The organism is Bacteroidota bacterium (assembly GCA_016715425.1).
Lineage (GTDB): Bacteria > Bacteroidota > Bacteroidia > Chitinophagales > BACL12 > JADKAC01.
Genome location: JADKAC010000002.1, coordinates 644,081 through 664,414, shown reverse-complemented (window position 1 = coordinate 664,414; position 20,334 = coordinate 644,081). Strand labels below are relative to the sequence as shown.

Here is a 20,334-nt window from a genome sequence, read left to right as displayed (position 1 = left end):
AAGCATTTGTTGTGTTATATTAAATTTGTAAAAAAGATTTTAAAATGAAATCCCTGTTTTATTATATTTTTTTTCTGTGCTGTTTTTGTTCAACACAAATAGTAATTGCACAAACTACAGAAAAGCCCAATATTATTTTTATAGTGTTAGATGATTTAAATGATTGGGCTGAAGGCTTTGACGGACATCCGCAGGCTCGCACAGCTACTCTGGCAAGTATTTCAGAACAAGGTACTTTGTTTTATAATGCCTATGCATCGGCACCACAATGTGGCCCATCTCGCACAAGTTTTTTAAGCGGAAAAGATATTGCCTATACACAAGTGGGTGATAATACAAAAGTGGCGTGCGGTGCATTCTCCAGTAATTTTTCTGAAGAAACTAATAATGCAGAATATTTTACTCTGCCAGGATATTTTAAAGATAGTGCCGGATATTACACTTATAACGTTGGCAAAATTTTTCATTGCTGGGAGAATTATGTTGAATATGATTCTACGAGTGCTGACCCTTGTAACCGACCACTTTCCTGGGATAAGTATTTTTTTAAAAATGAGGATTCTTTAATAGAATATTTTATTGAAAATTATAATGAGGGAATAGGTCCTTATCATTGGGGAAGGATTGAAGAATCCGATGAAATGCAAGCGGCAGATTATGTAGCAACTGATTCCGCAGTAGCATTTCTGGAAGCATTGGCAGCAGGTGAAGAAGTAACTTGTGGTAAACCATTTTTTCTAGCAGTGGGAATTCATAGACCGCACTTTCCTGTATTTTCCTCAGCCGGATATTGGTATGATGAATTTTATATGGAAGATGTGCATGCAGAGCCTTTTCATATAAGCGTAAATTATCCCGAAGGAAGTACACCGTATAATGGAATAGTAATACCACGGCAAACATCGCCAATAAGATATCAGGATGTAAATAATTTACCTGCAGATGGAATGGCAAGATTAACAATGCTGGATCAATCAGATATAAAATTTACCTTGTATGCAGATACCATTTCTCCTTTACCGGAAATCAATGCAAGTTATTCAGATTCGTTGCGCAAACTGATTGTAGAAAACTCCAAACGTGCAAATTATATCAATGGATATTTAGCCAGTATTTATTTTGCAGATACACAAGTAGGTCGTGTAGTAAATGCGTTGGGAATTAATCCTGAAGTGTATAACAATACTATAATTGTAATCATTGGTGATCATGGATTTTCTCTTGGCGAAAAAACACATTGGCAAAAGTCCATGTTATGGGAAACAGATATCCGTTCAACAATGATAATTGCAGACTTGCGCAATCCAACAGGTTATGTGAGTTATCGTATGGCATCCTTCTTAGATTTATTTCCCACCTTATGTGATTTAGCAGATTTACCTTATCCTACATTTTCTGATGGCAGTAATTATTTAGATGGTAAATCACTGGTGCCTTATATGGAAAATGGATTTCGCAATGCAGACCGTCCGTTGTTGAGTTCTATTACAAATAATAGCGGAAAACCGGCGAGTTGTTATCCGCATTTCAGCGTAAGAAATAATCGCTTTCATTATATAAAATATATCGTGCAGTCGGGTACTGATTTTTCAGATTGCGATAGTGTTCCGGGTGAGTATGAAGAAGAATTATATGATATCGGCATAACAAAGCAAACAGACCCTTATGAATGGTATAACTTATCCGAAGATCCGGATTATATACCTGCAAAAGATTTCTTAAAACAGTGGATACCCGGTGGCGCAATGTATTTACAAGAAGCGGTGAATGTTGAAATTTCTTTTAATGATACTACACCTTGTTATTTATCAGAAGGTGGTAGCATAGAATTAATTGCTATTTTATATGATTCACTGGCAACATTAATTACTTATCCATTAGAAAGTGGATATACATTGCAATGGACAAATAATATAAATAGCAGTATTGGTTATGGAAATGTTTTTATGTTTAATGTAGATGCATTTCCTGCTGAAGTATTTGATTCAATCGGATATTTTTATGTGTATCTGAATGTAATTGACAGCTCCACAATGCGAACAGTTGGATTTAATATGCAGAAAATATTTTTAAATCCTATCAATACTCCAACTATAAATTTTAATACAGGTTTAGAACTAAAAACTATTACTATTAAAGATTATGTATCCACAGGAATTTTCAGCAATCCGGTATGGGATTTTGGCGATGGAACAGAAATAAATATAGCAGTACCCGGACCACATTTTTATACCTCATCCGGATTTTATACCATTCAGCATACTGTTGAATTTGGAAATAGTTGTGTGCATACCATTGCTAAAAAAATATATATTCCGGTTTATAATGCATTAAACAATGAAACTCCTGAAATTAATTTTACCTTATATCCTAATCCTGCAAATCAAGAATTGTTTTTTAATATTTCATCACCACTTGATAATGCATTACTGCTTCTGAAGGATGCCGGAGGTAAAGTGTTGTTGCAAAAAGAATATCAGCATTTGGAAATTGGAAATTATATGATAAATATTAAAAATTTTCCGCAGGGAACTTATAGCATCAACATCACCAATAATGATTATAGTCTGTCGAAGTTATTTGTTATTGTACGATAATGTAAATAAACGAATTTGCATTTTGAAGTTGCTATTTCTGACTGTTGAATCAAGTGTATTATTAAAAAATTATACATATGCATAATTCTAATTTTATTATTAATAGAAATAGATATTTTAAATACTAAACAAGTCATTTCCATTTAATTCTCTTTCGGAATTAGGTATTTAGTTTAAGTAATGGGATAATTAAAGAGAAATCCTTGTTAAATTGAAACTTATATCGTATATTTATTTTAATCAATTTTATTCGTGTATTATGGATTACTTTATTTTAAATGAATTTTTAGGTTCAGCTGATTCAATTAGCCTTGGAAATTGTGAACCAGTCCTGTTAAGTGCACAAATTGATAAGTGCAATTATTCTTTCATTTATGTGGATGGTATTAATGTTTGTTACAAGCAGTCCAATGATATTTTATACAATTATGCCGCAGATTCTTTTGCATACAATGGCGATGCAATACCTCAACTCTATATGTGATTTATCCTGATTTTTAGGATTCATCCACCGACCTTTCGGTTATCACATAGTATTCTAATTTATTTATTTCTATTTATTAATTAAAAACTTTTATTATGAAAAAGGGAACATTACACGTAATGTGTTTTTTGTTGTTTTTTGCAGCATTACCTGCAATAAGTCAAACAACCACATCACCTAATATTATATTAATAGTGAGTGATGATTTAAATGATTATATAGAGCCGCTGAATGGGCATCCACAAGTGCAAACTCCTGCAATGAATACATTAGCAGAAAGAGGCATGACATTTTTTAATGGATATTGCAATGCACCTGTTTGCGGACCATCCCGCACAAGTTTTATGAGTGGTAAGGATATGCAATATACGCAGGTGTATAGAAACGGCGATTATATAAAAAATTTTAGAGAGAATTTTTCTGAGGCAACTAATAATGCAGAAGTTTATACCCTGCCGGAGTATTTAAAAAATGCCGGGAATTATTATACTTATGGTATAGATAAGGTATATCATGGAGGCAACATGTCGGACTTTGATAAATCAACAAACAATCCATGTGAAAAAGAATTATCATGGAGTAAAGTGGTAAATGAAAAAGATGATAATGCTTTAAAAATATATGAAACAGAATCTGATCTTGGTTTCAGTGGTTATAATTTTGGAAAGTTGCCAAATGAAGTTGAAAATTTAATGAAAGATACTAAGGGTGTTGATAGAGCAATTGAATTTATTGATCAATGGGCTGATGGTGAAATTCCTACATGTGGAGGTCAGTTTTTTCTTGCTGTAGGAATTGCAAAACCCCATTTGGATTTGTTTGTGCCGGAGAAATATTTTCCACCCTATTATTTAGATGATATTTATACAACACCTTTTGTTTATCCCTATAATAATCCGCCGGGTTCAAGTCCTGCAAATGGATTGATAATGCCACCACAACCGGAAGTGCGTTGGGAAGATTATTTTAATTTGGGAAGTCTGAGCAGACAAATGGCTACCACTCATAAAAATATTGAACATACTATTAATGAATATGCAGAATCAGTTTCACCACTTCCTGAAATTAATTCGGAATTAACAGAAGAAGAACGACAGGAAATAATTGCGGAATCATGGAGAGCAAATGCGGTGATGGCATACATTGCGGCGGTTCAATATATGGATGCTCAGGTGGGGAGATTATTAGATGCGTTGGATACACATCCGGCAATAAAAGAAAATAGTATAATAATTTTTGTGGGTGATAATGGTTTTTCTTTTGGTGAAAAATATCATTGGTTAAAACGCAGTTTATGGGAGCAAGATATTCGTGTACCAATGATAATTGTTGATCCATCTGCGCCGGGTAACAGAGTTTCATATCATGCAGTGAGTCTTCTCGATTTATATCCTACAATTTGCGATTATGCAGGAATTCCTCATCCAACTTTTTCGGATGGTACGCAATATCTTGATGGACATTCCATGTTTCCGATATTGCAAAATGAAAATGCAAATGTAGAATGGCCAGCGTTGGTTACAATTAAAATGGAACAGGGAAAAGAAGCAAGTTGCTTTCCTCAATATACTGTGCGCACCGAAAGATTTAGTTATATACGAAACCAAAGTAATAACGCAACAATTGATTCCGGCGATCCATGTGATTGGGCAAATTCTATAAGAGAAGAACAACTCTATGATGTAGGTAAATTCAGAGAAACCGACCAGTATGAATGGAATAATTTAATTGATAGTGCAGGCTATGAAAAAGTTATAGCATATCTGGATAATTTTTTACCCGATAGCAGCATGTATTTGCAACAACCACTTAAAATAGAAATATTAAACAGAGGTGTGGCATGCTTGATAACACACGACGCAACTATTGAAATGAAAGTTCAGGTGTTTGATACTTCAGGCAATATATTGAAAGGTGCTGCACTTAGCAACTATACTTTAGAATGGTCTAATAGTATTACTTCTGATATCTCTTACGGTAATAATTATAATTTTAATATGTCAACAATACCTAATGCAATTTATAACAATGGCAGTGCATTATTTATTTATATTTCTGTGATTGAAAATTCAACAGGTAAACAAATGGGGTTTGATACAAAAACTTTTTATTTCAATCCAATCAACAGACCTGTCGCATCTTTTAATCGCTTACATAAATGATCAGACAGTTTCAATTACAGACTATACCATTTCGGGATCATATACAAGTACGATGTGGGATTTCGGTGATAGTTATACTACTAATGAGTTTCTTCCAGTGCAACATACTTATAATACACCAGATGTTTACACTATTAAGAATATTATTTCTTATGGTAATAAACCAACATGTAAACGAACAATTTCACGAAAGGCTAAAATTTTAGGGCCACTGAAATTAGCAGTATTAGAAAATAATTCTATTGAAGTTTTCCCTAATCCTGCAAATAATTTCTTAAATATTTATGGTGAAAAATTAATTGGGTCAACTCAAGTAAAGATTTATAATTCATCCGGCCAATTAATGAGTAATGAAGTGATAGTGAGTATGAGTGGGTATATAAATATTAAAACACAAAGTTTGCCATCTGGATTATATACTATTCATTTACAAAACGAAACAACTATACAAAGCAAACTTTTTATTATTGAACATTAAATATCAAAATATATAATGTGCTCCGGAATCAATTTTAGTTTACCCATTGCCAAATGTATTCTTGTAATCATTAATTAGTTAAATACTACTGATGGTATTAATTACATTTCAAATGGTAAATATTCTGATGATTCAGAAACGGAATTATGGTTGGCATCCGGAGCACTTATATTTTTTTCTATGACATATATTTTTTTTGAAACCGATTACAATTCTGTTTTCCCCGGCGATTATCTAATAACAATAAAATGTATGGGCGTTTTTAATGAAGGTATCTTGTTATTTTGCGTTGATTTTACAATCATCTGACTACCCGGCCTGTTAATTTTGTGTGGATTACCTTATTTGTACTAATTTTGAAAGCTACAGCAGAATTTTTTATGAAGAGAACTCTACTTGCAATTATAATAACATTCACTTTCATTCAGGGACGTGCACAAGATGTACATTTTTCCCAGTTTGGATCAGCACCTCTATTGCTTAATCCGGCGCTTACAGGTTTATCCAGTTGTACTTATCGTGCATCACTGAATTACCGAAACCAATGGGCGAGTATAGTAGGTCCGTCTTCTTATCAAACTTATGCGGGTGCTTTCGACATCGGATTATTCCGTGAATCTTTCAACTATAGTATGCTCGGTTTAGGGTTAATGATTTTTAATGATGTATCAGGTGATGGTGCATTAACTAACTTAACGATGATGGGTTCAGTGGCTTATCATCAAAATATGGCTGGTCGTGGTGATCATTATATCAGTTTTGGTTTGCAAGGTGGATTAGTTCAAAAGCGAGTTGATTTTAATAATCTTGTTTTTGAAAGTATGATTGGTCAGAATGGTGTAGATCCAAATTTACCAAGCGGAGAATATGGAGATGACAAACTGAGTTATTTCGATATGAATGCAGGTGTAAATTGGCGCTCACGTTTTACAAATGTTTTTTCTCTTCAATTAGGTGCTGCATATCATCACCTTGCGGAACCATCAGAAAGTTTTTACAATCAATTAGATAATAAAATAAATGCGAGATATACTGCTTATGGCAGTTTGAAATTCGGATTTGATAAATTAGTTATCATACCATCAGCGGTTTGGTTGCAGCAAGCAGAGCAAACAAATCAAGAAGTTGTTGCCGGAGCTACATTTGGTATTCCAATGGATAAAGGTTCTTCTTTTATTTATCTAGGTGCTCATTATCGTGTTGGAGATGCTATCATTCCAAGTTTAGGATTTGATTATAACAATGTACAATTCGGATTAAGTTATGATATTAATGTTAGCGACCTTAGTGCAGTTAGTTCATACAAAGGCGGACTTGAATTATCACTTATCTATACCGGTTGCTTAACACATACCAAGAAATATACTATAGACTGTCCACGGTTTATGTAATAGTATTTAGCGTGATTTCCAGAGATATTCTAAGCAATTAAATTCCACTATTTAGAAATTATGATTTGTTGTGCAATTGCAACGTGCAATTTTATTTGCTAATCCATAGAGCAGGATCTAAAAGCGTAGTTCCTTTCCAAAGCTCTAAATGCACATCTGTTTTTCCTTCTTCTGAATTTGTATAAACAGTACCTATTTTTTGCTTTGCACTTACTTTAGCTCCGGGCTCTACACTAACAGAAGCGAGGTTTGTATATACTGTATAATATTCGCCGTGTTTAATGATAATACCTTTTTGAAAAGAAGGACTGAAGATCACATTTAATACTTCGCCTTCGAATATCGCTCTTACACTTGCACCTTCCGTTGTACTGATATTAATTCCATTATTTTCTATAGACACATTTTTTAAAACAGGATGTGCATGTGTACCGAAACGTTCTGTAATTGTTCCTCGCTCCACCGGCCAGGGAAGTCTGCCTTTATTCCCCTCGAAATTTTTTGATACTAAAGCCATCTCGGGAGTAAGGCCAACTGCTTCGGTAGTAGTTGTTTTTTCTGCAGTAGTTTTTTCTGCTGCTGTAGTGGTGGATGCCTTTTTTTCTGCTGCTGCTTTTTTTGCTGCTTCTGCTGCGGCACGTTCTTTTTCTTTTCTGATTTCTTCTGCGATGATGCTTTGTATTTTTTTATTTAATGCATCAGCATCTTTCTTTTTTTGCTTTAGCTGATCATTAATTTTTTTCTCTTCCTTTTGTAATGACTTTACAGAATTATCCTTTGCACTTTTTTCCTTATCTAATTTTTGTTTTTGTTGTTTTTCACTTTGCAACAAGTCTTCTTTTTTAGTTTTATCAGATTCTAATTGATCAATGCGGCTTTGTAATGCCGCCTGTACTGCTTTGATTGCGGCTGCCTGTTGTTTACGAAATGCGGTAAATTCTTTTACATATTGAATTTCATTAATTGCATCATTCATACTACCCGATGCAAATATGAAATGCAGTGGTTCATAATTGTTATCATTTACATAAGCATAGGTAATCATCTTTGCATATTGATCTCTCATACCTTGTATATCTTTCTCCATAGAATTAATTACACCTGCCGTTTCCTGCATTTCTTTGCTCACTGCGCCCACTTGTAATGCAATATTGCTGATCATTTCCTGACGTACATTTATCTGGCTGTTCAGCAACTTTACTTCATTCAACGAATTCTGTTTTTTCTTTTTTGTTTGCTCCAGCAAATGCTCAGTATCCTTAATTTCAGATTGCAGTTTAGTGTATTTTGTTTCCAATGATTTTTTATCTGTTGTTTGAGAAAACACAGAAGCACTCATCAATAAAAAAGCGAAGAAAAATAATTTAGTGTACCACTTCATATTTTGGATTTACCGTAAATGAGAAATCTACGGGCTCGTCCAAAGTTAGGCTGGTGAACTCCAGACCTATGTCGAAATTATCAACAGCCGACAAATGCATTTGTCTTAAAAATGCAAATGCTTGTCCAGCTACTTTGCGATACCCGCCATTTTCCAATGTCATTGTTCGTGGATGCATTAAGTCGTCAATTTGCATACGCATCACATGAAACGAGGGGTAAAGCCATATCGTATTTTTAAATGCGCCGTCATTTGCCCACAGCACATATTTTTCATCATCGGGTGTTCCGGGATAAATTGTTCCGTTATAAAAAACTAGATTACCTGTAATTAAATCTTGCAATGTTTTAAAATCAATTGCAACACCAAAAGATTCTTCGAGATAACTAAAATCATGCGGGTAATATTTTTGATTAATACGGTCAATAATTTTTATTGAATCAGGGGTAATAAAAACTCTTGCACCTTCAATTCCTAACATGCGCAATGATAATCCTATGTAAATATCTTTCTGCATATCAATAGATGCATTAATACTTGTTGATCCTCCATTGTTAATCACTTCCGCTTTTGCTTTTGCGGAGAAGGTGGTGTATTGCAATTGTGTCAGCAATATTTCCTTCTCTATTTCATCTAAAGAAATTTCTTTGATTTTACCACTGGTAATATTCACCGTGCGACATCCACTCAGTATAAAAAACAGCGGCAATATCACCAACCATTTATTCATACAGCTTGCGGTCATTTATTTTATTTTCTAATTGTGGAGAGTTACCACCCAATGATTTTGCTTTTTCCCAATATTCAACAGCTTCATCAGTATTGCCTAATTGAAAAGAAACATCACCATAATGTTCGTTGATTACCGCACTGGTTGAGCCACCATTTTGCATTGCTTTCTGCAACCAGATTTTTGCATCACCATATTTTTTTTGTTTGTATAATACCCATGCATAAGTATCTTCCAAAGAAGAATTATTTGGAACAAGTTGATTTGCACGTTCAGCCATTGCTGCTGCTTTATCTAATTTATCGCTGCGCAATGATAAGTAGTAAGCATAATTATTTAATGTATAAGGATTATCCGGATCCGCATCCAAACTATTATCATACGCTTCATCGGATGCTTCATATTCTTTTAATTCATTATAAATATCACCCATGCGCAAATAGGTTTCTCCACGCAGTTTCATATTTCCTGAAGTAAGTGGAATTGCCCGCTTAAAAGATATTAATGCGGCATCATTATTTTTTAAATTTTGATTTGCAACACCATTAAAAAAATGTGCTAATCCCTGATTTGGAAATAAATCCAATGCCTCATTCGTAACTTCAAGAAGAGAATCATTTGCATTTAATTCTGCATCTATATAAAATAATTTAACCCATACATCAAATACATCAGGACGCAGATTTGCGGATATGCGATAATCTTTGCGGGCATCTTCTTTACGATCAGTATAATAATATAAATCCGCACGCATTGCATATGATTTTGCTTCTTGCGGATGTGCTTGTACCATTAATGTAGCAAGCTCAATAATAAATTCTTTTTCAGTAAATGCAGGTAAGTCAACAGAGTCAATATAGGGTACTAAAAAAAATACTTTGCGATCAATATTTGCATCGGGATTTGAAAATACAAGACGTAAATCATTTTGATATGCATTCATATCACCGGCACGTCTGTCGAATTGTGCTTTTTTAAATAATAAATCTGCATTGTTCGGATCCATTACCAGCAGTTGATTAAATGTTTCCTGAGCCAAATCCATTTTCCCTGCACTTTCATACACTTCTATCAGCATACTTAAAAAAGTTGGTTCATCCGGATTGGAAATAATCAGTTTATTCAACACATCAATTGCTTGATCAATAAAACCATTGCGCATATAAAACCGGTATTGTTCCATCAGCAAATTCATATCCGGCCCGAATTGTTTTTCTGTATCCTGCAACACTCGCATACTTTCTTTTACATTGCCACTGCGCTCATACGCATATGTCAATTCAAGATAGCCATCCATGTTTTGCGGAAAGAGAGAAATCTGTTTTTCAAATACTTCTGCGGCTTCACTAAATCTTCCCTGATACAATAATGTTTCACCATAAAGCACCAAATAATATTCATTATCCGGATTTAACTCAACTGCTTTTTTTGAAAGTTCACGAGCATCATCCAAGCGGCTGTAATCAAAATATATTTTTGCGAGTTCATACAATGTTGCATCGTTATTCGGATCTAATTGTAGAATTTCTTTGAATAAAATTATTGCACCATCAAAATCACCTAAAGCTTTTGCTTTACATCCATCAATAAATAATCGTTCAATAGTAATTTCATCTGTCTCTTCACCAATGCCTTCTAATGTGGAATCAACATCTTTTTGTTTTACCGTACTTCCGGTTAATTGTTTTGATGTATTGCAGGCAGAAATTACCAAACATATAAAGAGCAATAATGAAGCGAAAATATTTTTTAGCATATCGACGTTGTGAAATCACCAATGCTTAAATCTTCAGCAGAATCTTTTATTGAAACATGGCTTCCAATCATAGAATTGGTAATTATTTTATTTTGTATATCCGTAGACTTCTGAATAATTGAATTGGAGATAATTGCATTTTTAATAATACAGCCTTCACCGATAGAAACATGTGGACCGATAACAGAATTTTCGATGAAAACATTGTTGCCGATAAAACAAGGTTCTATAATTTGACTATTCATATTGCGCAATGATTTACTGATTAATTGTTCAGAATGTTTATTCAACTCCAGCACTCGTTGATTGGTATAAACCGTTGCATCTTTATTCCCACAGTCGAGCCATTCGTCCACTTTACCCGGCAATAATTTAAATCCGTTTTTGCGCATTGCATCCAACGCATTTGTCAATTGATATTCTCCTTTATCTGTTATATTATTGTCAATAAGAAACTGCATTTCTTTGCGCAATGTATCGCCATCTTTTATATAATAGACACCGATAATTGCAAGGTCAGAAACAAATTCTTTTGGCTTTTCTACAAAGTTGATAATATGTCCTTCTTCACTTAATTGTACCACACCAAAGTTTTGCCATGCATCTACTTGATTTACCCAGATGACACCATCTTTTTCTTTATCAATTTTAAAATTTGTTTTGAATAATGTATCTGCAAATGCAATAATAATATGACCACTCACAGTATCACCTGCACATAAAATAGCATGTGCTGTTCCCAATGGTTCATCCTGATAACAAATTTTTCCTTTAGCACCAACGTTCGCTGCTATATCCAAAAGCATTTGCTCCACTGCACTTCCAAAATGCCCACATACAAAAGCAATCTCTTCAATCTTTTCTTCAGTAGTTTGTGCAATGTCTTCCACTAATCGTTGCACAATAGGTTTGCCTGCCACAGGAATCAATGGTTTTGGAACTGTTAATGTGTGGGGACGCATTCTTTTACCCATGCCCGCCATTGGAATTATGATCTTCATACTACGTAATTCTGTTTAGCCGCAAAGATAGGAATTCAGCCGTGAAGCGAAGTCTGTACATTTAAAGTGTATTGTAGATTCTATACCGTGAAATTTTATCTCTGCAAGTTTATTTTCCTGTATGTCCAAAACCACCTTCACTGCGAGTGGTTTTATTTAATATTTCTACAGGAATCCATTCTATAGTTTCATGTTTTGCAACAACAAGCTGTGCGATTTTATCACCGTTTTGAATTTGGAAAGGTGATGCAGATAAATTAATAGCAATCACTTTTATTTCACCACGATAATCAGAATCGATAGTGCCCGGCGAATTCAACATTGTAATTCCCGAATTAATTGCAAGGCCACTGCGAGGACGCACTTGTGCTTCATAACCGTTTGGCAATTCAATAAAAATTCCTGTTGGAATTAATTTGCGCTCTAAAGGAAGTAATGTAATTGGGGTTTCGATATTAGCTCTTAAATCCATACCCGCTGAATTTGCTGTTGCATACGCCGGATTGGGATTGGAAGAGCGATTAATAATTTTTACTTGCATATAATAATTTTCTTTAAGCAATATTTCTTTTTAGTTTATGCATATCTAACCACCATGCAAAAACAAAGAAGATTAAAAATAATAGTATGCGGATAACTACTGTAAGCAAAATATTATTTTCAAACCAATGCAGAAATTGTAAACCAAGCATGCACAGTAAAACAGAAGTAATTATATAAGCACTTAATTTTTTAATGTTATAAGGTACATAATAATGTTTCTGTCCGATTATCCAACTTAAAATAACCATACTAAAATAGCAACCTAATGTTGCCCATGCAGCACCAGCATATCCCAAGCGTGGAATTAAAAAATAATTCAGTGCAATTGTAATTGCTGCGCCTGCTAAAGGGATAATAGTGGCGAATGCAGTTTTATCTGTAAGCTTATACCAGACACTCATATTGTAATACACACCCAGAAATAAATTGGCCAATAATAAAATGGGAACTATGAATAATCCGGAATGATAATTTTCTCCGATAATAATTTTAAATACATCCGGGAACATACCGACACCTAAAAAAATAAAACAACATACGATAGTAAAATACAACATCACCGATGCATAAGTACGGGGTGCATTTTTATCAGTAGAAGATGAAAAGAAAAATGGTTCGGCGCCCATCCTGAATGCCTGCACTGCCAAGGTCATAAAAATTGCAAGTTTATAAACGGCACTATAAATACCTACTTGCTTTAAATTTTCTTCTAAGTTTCCCGGCAGCCAATATTTTAAAAGTACACGATCAAGTGTTTCATTTATCATTCCTGCAAAACCAATTATTATTAAAGGCAAACCATAACGCATCATTTTTTTCCAGACTTCTGTACTGAAATGTAATTTAAAGAAGGTAGGAATAAATATCAAAAAAGTAACTGCACTTGCAACCAGATTTGCATAAAATACATAACTGATTCCCATGCTCGGATTATAGGTATAACCAAAGTCACTGAACATAGTGTAATTACCTTTTAATGCAGGCCACAGAAAAAAGAAATTGAGGGTGATGTTTATTAATACATTGGTGAGTTTAATAGTAAAATATTTCCAAGGTCTGTTCTCCAAACGCAATTTTGCAAATGGAATATTTACTAAAGAATCAAAACCGATTATTAATGCAAAGTAAAAAATGTATGCACTGTGGTTGGGATACTCCAACATAGCTGCAATAGATTTTGAAGAAAATAATAATATCAATACAAATAAAACGGTAGAAATAAATATCGAAAGCTGAGCTGTTCCAAATATTTTATTTCTTGCTTCATTCGTAAGTTCTTTAGTGGCATAGCGGAAGAAAGAAGTTTCCATTCCATACATAAACAGCACATTCAGAAAAGTAACGTAAGCATACATTTCGGAAATGATACCATAATCCGCCTGATCAGTAAACACCCGTGTATGCAATGGCGCCAATGCATAATTCAACATGCGCACCATGATAGTACTCAATCCATAAATAGCAGTTTGGGAAGCAAGACGTTTCAGCGACACAGGGTAAAATTAAATGGAATTAGTTTCAGTGCAATTAAACATTTCAATATGCATCTCTAAACGAATATTATTACATTTACTATGTGAAAATTTTTAAAACCTTTTTAATCCTGTTTCTGCTAACTGCATTTGGAAAATCATATTGCCAGTTACCCGGTGATTGGCATGTAAAATTTGCTTTTGAAAAAATCGGATTCTCCGTACAGTTCATCAATTTATCAGGTGCAACCGGAGATATACTCTGGGACTTTGAGGATGGCAGTACAAGCAATGAAGATAGTCCTCTCCATACATTTGCAACTGCCGGTGAATATCATGTTGTACTGACAATTGCAACTACTGAAAATTGCAGCGGCACTTTTACTGACACTGTTTTTATTTATCCTTCAGATAATATTGCAGATGATGTATTTGAAAATACTATTGCGGTTTATCCTAATCCATTTACGGATGCATTTCAAATTACTTCCGAAGTATTTATACCAGTTTCCATGCAAGATATACTTGGGAATAAAATCCCAATAACTATTCAACAAATTTCTTCCGATAAATTTTTGCTATCGCCGGCACTTTCAACACATGGATTTTATCTTGTAGAATTGCATGATGGAAATATTGTAAAATATCTTTTAGTATTGAGTATATCTCAGTAATACTATTGTGATGAAGTTGCTTAATTTACAATAAAAATCACTGCACGAATTTTATTATACTTGGCTGATTTATTACATTATTTGTAATTTGGTATCAAACACTTGCTTATGCGAAATATTTACCTGATCTGTATATGTCTTTTTGTTTTTTCAAATAGGTTACACGCACAAACCTTTCAATTATTTTCCGAAGACTTTGATATTGATTATTCGGGTAGTTTTATTCTAAACTCTGCCGGTCCGGGAGATTCTGTTGGAAGTAATCAATGGATAATAAATGATAGTTATACCGGCGGCTTTGGTTATCCGAATACAACCTCAGAAAGTTTAACGGAAAGCGGTACAATCGGTGGCGCACCTTACAGTACTTATATGCACATTTATGATATTGAAGGCGCTCCTTCTATTACCTGTGCGAGTTATGATGCCTCAGATGCCAGTGATTATTTTGCTGAGATGGCTGCAGGTTTTTGTACATTGGGTTTAATAGATATTGAGTTTACTTTTTTCTATTTATGTGAAGGAAGTCCGGGTGCGTATGGTCAGGTTTATTATAGTGCGGATGGTGGTCCATGGACTGCAACCGGAGCAGCATTATATAATGATCAAACGCTTTGGAAATATGAAGTACTTACCGACGATGCTTTTGAAGATGTTACAGATTTGCGATTTGGATTTCGCTGGATAAATGATAATTCCGATGGCGATAATAAAATCTCTTTTGCTATTGATGATATTATTGCTGTGGGTACTTATGATGCAGTTGCAAGTCCTGTAAATATTACTATAGATTTTATTTCTCCCGATCCTGTTTGCGCACTCAGCACTTTAGTTTTAGGATGGAGTATAGATGGATTATTATGCGATGGCACTTATAAAGTTGAATTATCAAATGCCTCTGGAAGTTTTGCATCTGCTGTGGATTTAGGTGTATTTATTATTCCGGCAGGTGATACCACAGGTGCGGTTGCAGTATTAATTCCCGGCTCCACTCCTGAAGGGGATTGTTATAAAATTCGTGTAAATCGTGTTTCACCAATGCCCGCAATTACAGGTGAAGCAAGTGTTTGTTTTGAAGTAGATAATTGTCCGAATACAATTACAACTCTTCCTGCTGCGGTAACTTTCGATTCAAATGCGGTTTGTATAAACAGTGTTATTGATGTGCCGTTTTATTCAACGGGTGTGTTTGGCGGAACAAATGTTTACACCGCACAACTCAGTGATTCCACAGGAAACTTCGATGACTTTTCTGTTATCGGCAACTTTACTTCAAGTGCTACTTATGATCCTGCATTGGGTTCTTCGCCGGGTACTGTTTCAGGAATTGTTCCTACCGTTCCTCCCGGTTGCGATTATTATATACGCATTGTTTCGAGTAGTCCGGCAACAATTGGTTCGGTCTATGGACCGATTTGTATTCAGGAATGTGATATGGAAACAAATGATATTACAGATGTGTATGTGTGCATCAGCGAATATATCGGTGATACAGTTACTATTAATTATGATGTAAATATGTTCACTGATACAGTGGGCTATTGCGATACAAATACTTTTTTGGTGGAAGTGTTAGATGCCATGTTTTTTATTCAGGCAAATCTTGGTGGCTTAGGTTATACAGTGGATACAGAATCGGGAACAATTAATTTAGAAATTCCCGGATATTGGGATCTTGTTGCAATGGGTTTGGATGCAGGTGTTTGGTATTTGCGTGTGATTGCTACTTGCGCTGATCCGTATGAAAATTCGTTGGGAACATTAATTCATCTTAGCATTGGTGCACCCAAAGATGATCCACCGATATTGACACCGAGTGATACTTTATTTTGTGAAGGTGCAATTGAATTTGCAACTGTTTCTCCTTACAATCCGAAATCACAATATCAATTTCAATTCGGAACAGGTACACCATTTATCTGGCCTTATAATCCTATCTATATAAATTTTGCCGGCTCCACAGGTGATGTAACATTGCGTGTGCGTGAAATTAATTTTGGATGTCCCGGACCATGGAGTGACTATCTTACTTTCCATGTAATTGATGTTCCTGTTGTTTCAATTACCGGTCCTGCAAAAGTGTGTACAGGTGATACAATTACGTATTCTGTTCCGTATTTTATAAGTACTTATTATGATTGGGGAATTAGCGGCGGAAGTATTGTTGATACATCCAATAATGAAATAAGTGTTGTTTGGGATGATGCCGGATTTTATACACTCGACATTTTTGCATTAAATGAATGTGGTAGTGGTGATGGGAATAAAACAATTCAGGTAATTGAAACTATTCCTGTAAATGAAAATGCAGATCAAACAGTTTGTACAGGAACATCTGTTGCATTAAGTGCTAACACTCCGGGTATTTCTACTTACACTTGGTATATAGATACATTAATTGTATGGAATGATTTCTATTATGGTTTTACTGCGGATACAACAACAACTTTATTTTTAATTGCAACGGATGATGAAGGTTGTGCAAGCTCAGATACAGTTACAATTTTTGTAGAATATCCAACAACAGAATCTGATACCACAGAATTTTGTATCGGCACACAAACAACATTAGATGCCGGTTATCCGGGTGCTGTTTATAATTGGAATACAGGTGAAAGTTCTCAGCTTATTACTGTAATTAATCCCGGAATTTATTCTGTTGTTATTAATCCAACGGATATGGTTTGTGATATTACGAAAACAATTATTGCAAATCAATTGATAGATGTTTGTGATCCGATAATAAATATTCCAAATGCATTTTCACCAAATGGCGATGGCGTGAATGATCATCTTGTAATATTCGGCGCTGCTATTCAAGAATTGGATATTTATATTTATAATCGTTGGGGCGAATTGGTGTATGCAAGTGATGATCTTTCGCTTTTAAATAATTCTGATATGGGTTGGGATGGAACATTCAACGGCGAACCACAGGAAATGGGAAGCTATGCGTATGTTTTGATTGTGAAAGGTGGCAGCGGAAAATCTATTCAGTTAAATGGCAGTATAACATTGGTGAGATAATTTTTTTGAAGTGCGATGGATAGGTAAAATACTCTTCTTTTTATTTTTTGCTTTTAGCAATATGCAAGTATTGTTTGCGCAAGATATGCAGGTGAAAAAAAATAACTACTCCAACTTTTATTCGCCGCAAAAAAATATTTCATCCGCATTATTATCTCACACTTCCAAAGCAATGCAACAACATCCTGAATTTGGTGTGTTGCCTTATAATACTCCGTGTAAAGACTGTTATGAATTATTGGATAAGCGCACTTTGAATGAACGCTACTTTATAAAACCCGATGGCAGTTTTGTAAATGAAAAAGCATACGGCGCATATAATTATTCTGATGCAAATGGTTTCATCCGTGCAGTAGATCCGCATTTATATCCAACAGAAAATGCAAATGAGTTTATTGCAAATCAACAATTACTTCCAACCATATTAAATACCGCCGAAGGTTTTTCTGCAATCACTTTAAAAGACAATTTTATTTTTCGGTTTAATGATCATCTGCAATTCTATTTTGTAAAAGACAATGTAGAAACTGCAAGAAAAGATTTTTCATTTATGAAAACTTCTGTTGGAAGTGATGGCGCATGGATTACAAATGCATGGCATGGAATTGATGCTGAAATGGTATTTGCCAAAGGACAGATTAAAACCAATTTTATTTTAAAAGATAAAAACATTGTAGATGTAAATTCAGATTATTTAGTGATTGAAGAATTTTTACAATTGCCATCCGATTATATTTTAGAAAAGGATTTGCAAAACGGATATCCTTTAGAAAATAATTTTTGGAAAGGTGATTTGATTTTAAAAAATAATTGGGGATTAAAATTATTAACCATTCACACACCATTAATTATTGATCAGGCAAGAACAAAATTTCATAATCAAGAACAAGTAAATGCAATTGCGTATGACTTAGAAAAAACAGAAGGCGGATATATTTTACGCATTCAAATAAAAACAGATTGGTTATTACAACCCGAAAGAAAGTATCCTGTAATTATTGACCCATTATTAACCGGAGAAGCTACATATACTACAAGTGATATCGGATTTCAATTTGATAATACTTGTTTTGAAGAAACAGAATATTGCGATTACACAATGGATATTCTTGTTCCGGGAAAAACAACATTAACCGCAGCCTATTTTGACGGCACTTATTACTCACAGAATTACGGATGTTTTTTTACAACGGATTGCTTAATGAAAGAAGCCGCATTTCGCATTTTAGGTATTTGCGATGACTCTCCTTCGCCTTCCAGTTTCTGGACTTGCATACCACCTGCCGGAGATACTGCCGGAACTTGTTATGGTGTTGACTTAGATATCTTTAATACTGTTGCCTGTGTTCCCCCGCAATGTGATGATTACGAATTTACTTTCGAAATGCGCACCTTCCATTGTTCATGTACAAAACCACCTTGCGATATCACTTGTCATTATATGCCGGTGGATAGTTGGGTAATTACTATTGAAGGAAGAACAGTTGAAGAAAATGCAATTGTTTCATCCACACATCCCGACTTTACAATTTGTGCAGGAGAAGATATTGATTTATTTGCAACAGGAATTTATGGTGTGCCTGTTTATACTTATGAATGGTTGCCACCGGGAATAACAACGGATACATTAACTGTTTCTCCAACAACAGATACTTGGTACACAAGTATTATTCATGATGCATGCGATATGCAAGATACGGTTACGCAATTAGTAACTGTGTTGCCAGCGCCCACACTTGCTCCCGGACCTTATGAAGGTTGTTATCAAATTACTGCAAATGCAGGTGCAGGATATGTAAGTTATGTGTGGAGTACAGGTGAAACAGGAAGTACAATTACAATTGATTCAGCAGGAATTTATTTTGTAACTGTTACCGATGCAAATGGATGTACCGGAACCTCTGATCCTATTTCTGTAATTATAAATACCTATCCTGAAATTGATGCGCAACCCGATACTGTTTTTGTAAGTGATGGTGAATTTGCACAATTAAATGTGAGTAGCTCAAGTACAGGTGATGTAACATTCAGTTGGTGGCCGGAAGAAAATGTTACTTGTATTATTTGTCCTGATCCTTTGGGAATAATTTATAATGCGCAGGAAATATTTTATGTAACAGGCGAAGAGTTTGGTTGTATTTCTCCACCCGATACTGTTGTTGTAATTAATACAAGCAGTGGATTAATTGTGCCCAATGCATTTACACCAAATGCAGATGGATTGAATGATGTATTTAAACCCTATAGCGAATTAATTTTTCCGAATTATGCAATGCAGATTTATAATCGCTGGGGTGAATTATTATTTAGCACAACAGATATTACAGAAGCATGGGATGGAAATTATTTAGGTAAACCACAAGAAGTAGGAACATACATCTGGGTAATTCAATACGAAAAATTTAATGACAAGTACGGGGAAACTCAATTGAAAGGAACAGTGACGCTTTTGAGATGATGTGCGAATTTGCAAATGTGCAAATGTGTTTAATGTGCAAATGTGAGAATGTGTTGAATTTGCGAATTAAAATGATTAGCTGATGTGAATAATTAGCTGATGAGTTGATTAGCCGATTAGCCGATGAGTGTAATGTGCCCACGATAGCTATCGGGGTGCAAATGTGATTAATGTGCGAAT

At 34.6% G+C, this 20,334-nt stretch carries 14 protein-coding genes; 8 read left to right on the top strand and 6 right to left on the bottom strand.

All coding sequences use genetic code 11. From position 1 onward, the window contains the following. The first annotated feature begins 44 nt into the window (after positions 1-44). The 5 genes from IPN31_04575 (at position 45) to IPN31_04555 (ending at position 7,112) form a co-directional block, all read left to right on the top strand. The gene (locus tag IPN31_04575) at positions 45-2,597 is read left to right on the top strand and encodes a sulfatase-like hydrolase/transferase (GenBank protein MBK8681178.1); all 2,553 of its coding nucleotides are present in this window, start codon (positions 45-47) and stop codon (positions 2,595-2,597) included. A gap of 259 nt (positions 2,598-2,856) precedes the next feature. Beyond that, positions 2,857-3,081, top strand: coding sequence for a hypothetical protein (locus IPN31_04570; protein MBK8681177.1), 225 nt, complete (start codon positions 2,857-2,859; stop codon positions 3,079-3,081). Between the two features lie 95 nt (positions 3,082-3,176). Further along, a complete protein-coding gene (locus IPN31_04565; GenBank protein MBK8681176.1) occupies positions 3,177-5,243 on the top strand; it encodes a sulfatase-like hydrolase/transferase in 2,067 nt (688 codons plus the stop codon). Next, positions 5,173-5,721: a T9SS type A sorting domain-containing protein gene (locus tag IPN31_04560; GenBank protein MBK8681175.1), complete on the top strand. Its 549-nt coding sequence runs from the start codon at positions 5,173-5,175 to the stop codon at positions 5,719-5,721. Before IPN31_04565 ends, IPN31_04560 begins: the two co-directional genes overlap by 71 nt. A gap of 380 nt (positions 5,722-6,101) precedes the next feature. After that, entirely contained in the window at positions 6,102-7,112 is a 1,011-nt protein-coding gene (locus IPN31_04555; GenBank protein ID MBK8681174.1) for a PorP/SprF family type IX secretion system membrane protein, read from the top strand. Positions 7,113-7,203: 91 nt separating this feature from the next. On the opposite strand, the gene IPN31_04550 is transcribed toward IPN31_04555, so the two are convergent. From IPN31_04550 to IPN31_04525, 6 genes are all read right to left on the bottom strand, one after another. Beyond that, the gene (locus IPN31_04550; GenBank protein ID MBK8681173.1) at positions 7,204-8,493 is read right to left on the bottom strand and encodes a peptidoglycan DD-metalloendopeptidase family protein; all 1,290 of its coding nucleotides are present in this window, start codon (positions 8,491-8,493) and stop codon (positions 7,204-7,206) included. Continuing rightward, complete coding sequence (locus tag IPN31_04545; GenBank protein ID MBK8681172.1) at positions 8,477-9,238, bottom strand: DUF4292 domain-containing protein; 762 nt, start codon at positions 9,236-9,238, stop codon at positions 8,477-8,479. The genes IPN31_04550 and IPN31_04545 overlap by 17 nt, the downstream gene beginning before the upstream one ends. Further along, entirely contained in the window at positions 9,216-10,979 is a 1,764-nt protein-coding gene (locus tag IPN31_04540) for a tetratricopeptide repeat protein (GenBank protein MBK8681171.1), read from the bottom strand. The genes IPN31_04545 and IPN31_04540 overlap by 23 nt, the downstream gene beginning before the upstream one ends. Beyond that, positions 10,973-11,980 carry a nucleotidyltransferase gene (locus IPN31_04535; protein MBK8681170.1) on the bottom strand — a complete coding sequence of 336 codons (1,008 nt, stop codon included), beginning with the start codon at positions 11,978-11,980 and terminating at the stop codon, positions 10,973-10,975. Before IPN31_04535 ends, IPN31_04540 begins: the two co-directional genes overlap by 7 nt. 109 nt (positions 11,981-12,089) lie before the next feature. Then, a complete protein-coding gene (gene dut / locus IPN31_04530) occupies positions 12,090-12,521 on the bottom strand; it encodes a dUTP diphosphatase (GenBank protein ID MBK8681169.1) in 432 nt (143 codons plus the stop codon). Positions 12,522-12,534: 13 nt separating this feature from the next. Next, a complete protein-coding gene (locus tag IPN31_04525) occupies positions 12,535-14,016 on the bottom strand; it encodes a polysaccharide biosynthesis C-terminal domain-containing protein (protein MBK8681168.1) in 1,482 nt (493 codons plus the stop codon). A 74-nt stretch (positions 14,017-14,090) separates the two neighbouring features. Between IPN31_04525 and IPN31_04520 the strand changes: the two genes are divergently transcribed. The 3 genes from IPN31_04520 (at position 14,091) to IPN31_04510 (ending at position 20,154) form a co-directional block, all read left to right on the top strand. Further along, positions 14,091-14,669 (top strand): PKD domain-containing protein, encoded by a 579-nt coding sequence (locus tag IPN31_04520; protein ID MBK8681167.1) that lies wholly within the window; start codon positions 14,091-14,093, stop codon positions 14,667-14,669. A 108-nt stretch (positions 14,670-14,777) separates the two neighbouring features. Then, positions 14,778-17,696: a gliding motility-associated C-terminal domain-containing protein gene (locus IPN31_04515; protein MBK8681166.1), complete on the top strand. Its 2,919-nt coding sequence runs from the start codon at positions 14,778-14,780 to the stop codon at positions 17,694-17,696. A 61-nt stretch (positions 17,697-17,757) separates the two neighbouring features. After that, on the top strand, positions 17,758-20,154 hold the full coding sequence (locus IPN31_04510) for a gliding motility-associated C-terminal domain-containing protein (protein ID MBK8681165.1): 2,397 nt from the start codon (positions 17,758-17,760) through the stop codon (positions 20,152-20,154). Positions 20,155-20,334 lie beyond the last annotated feature (180 nt).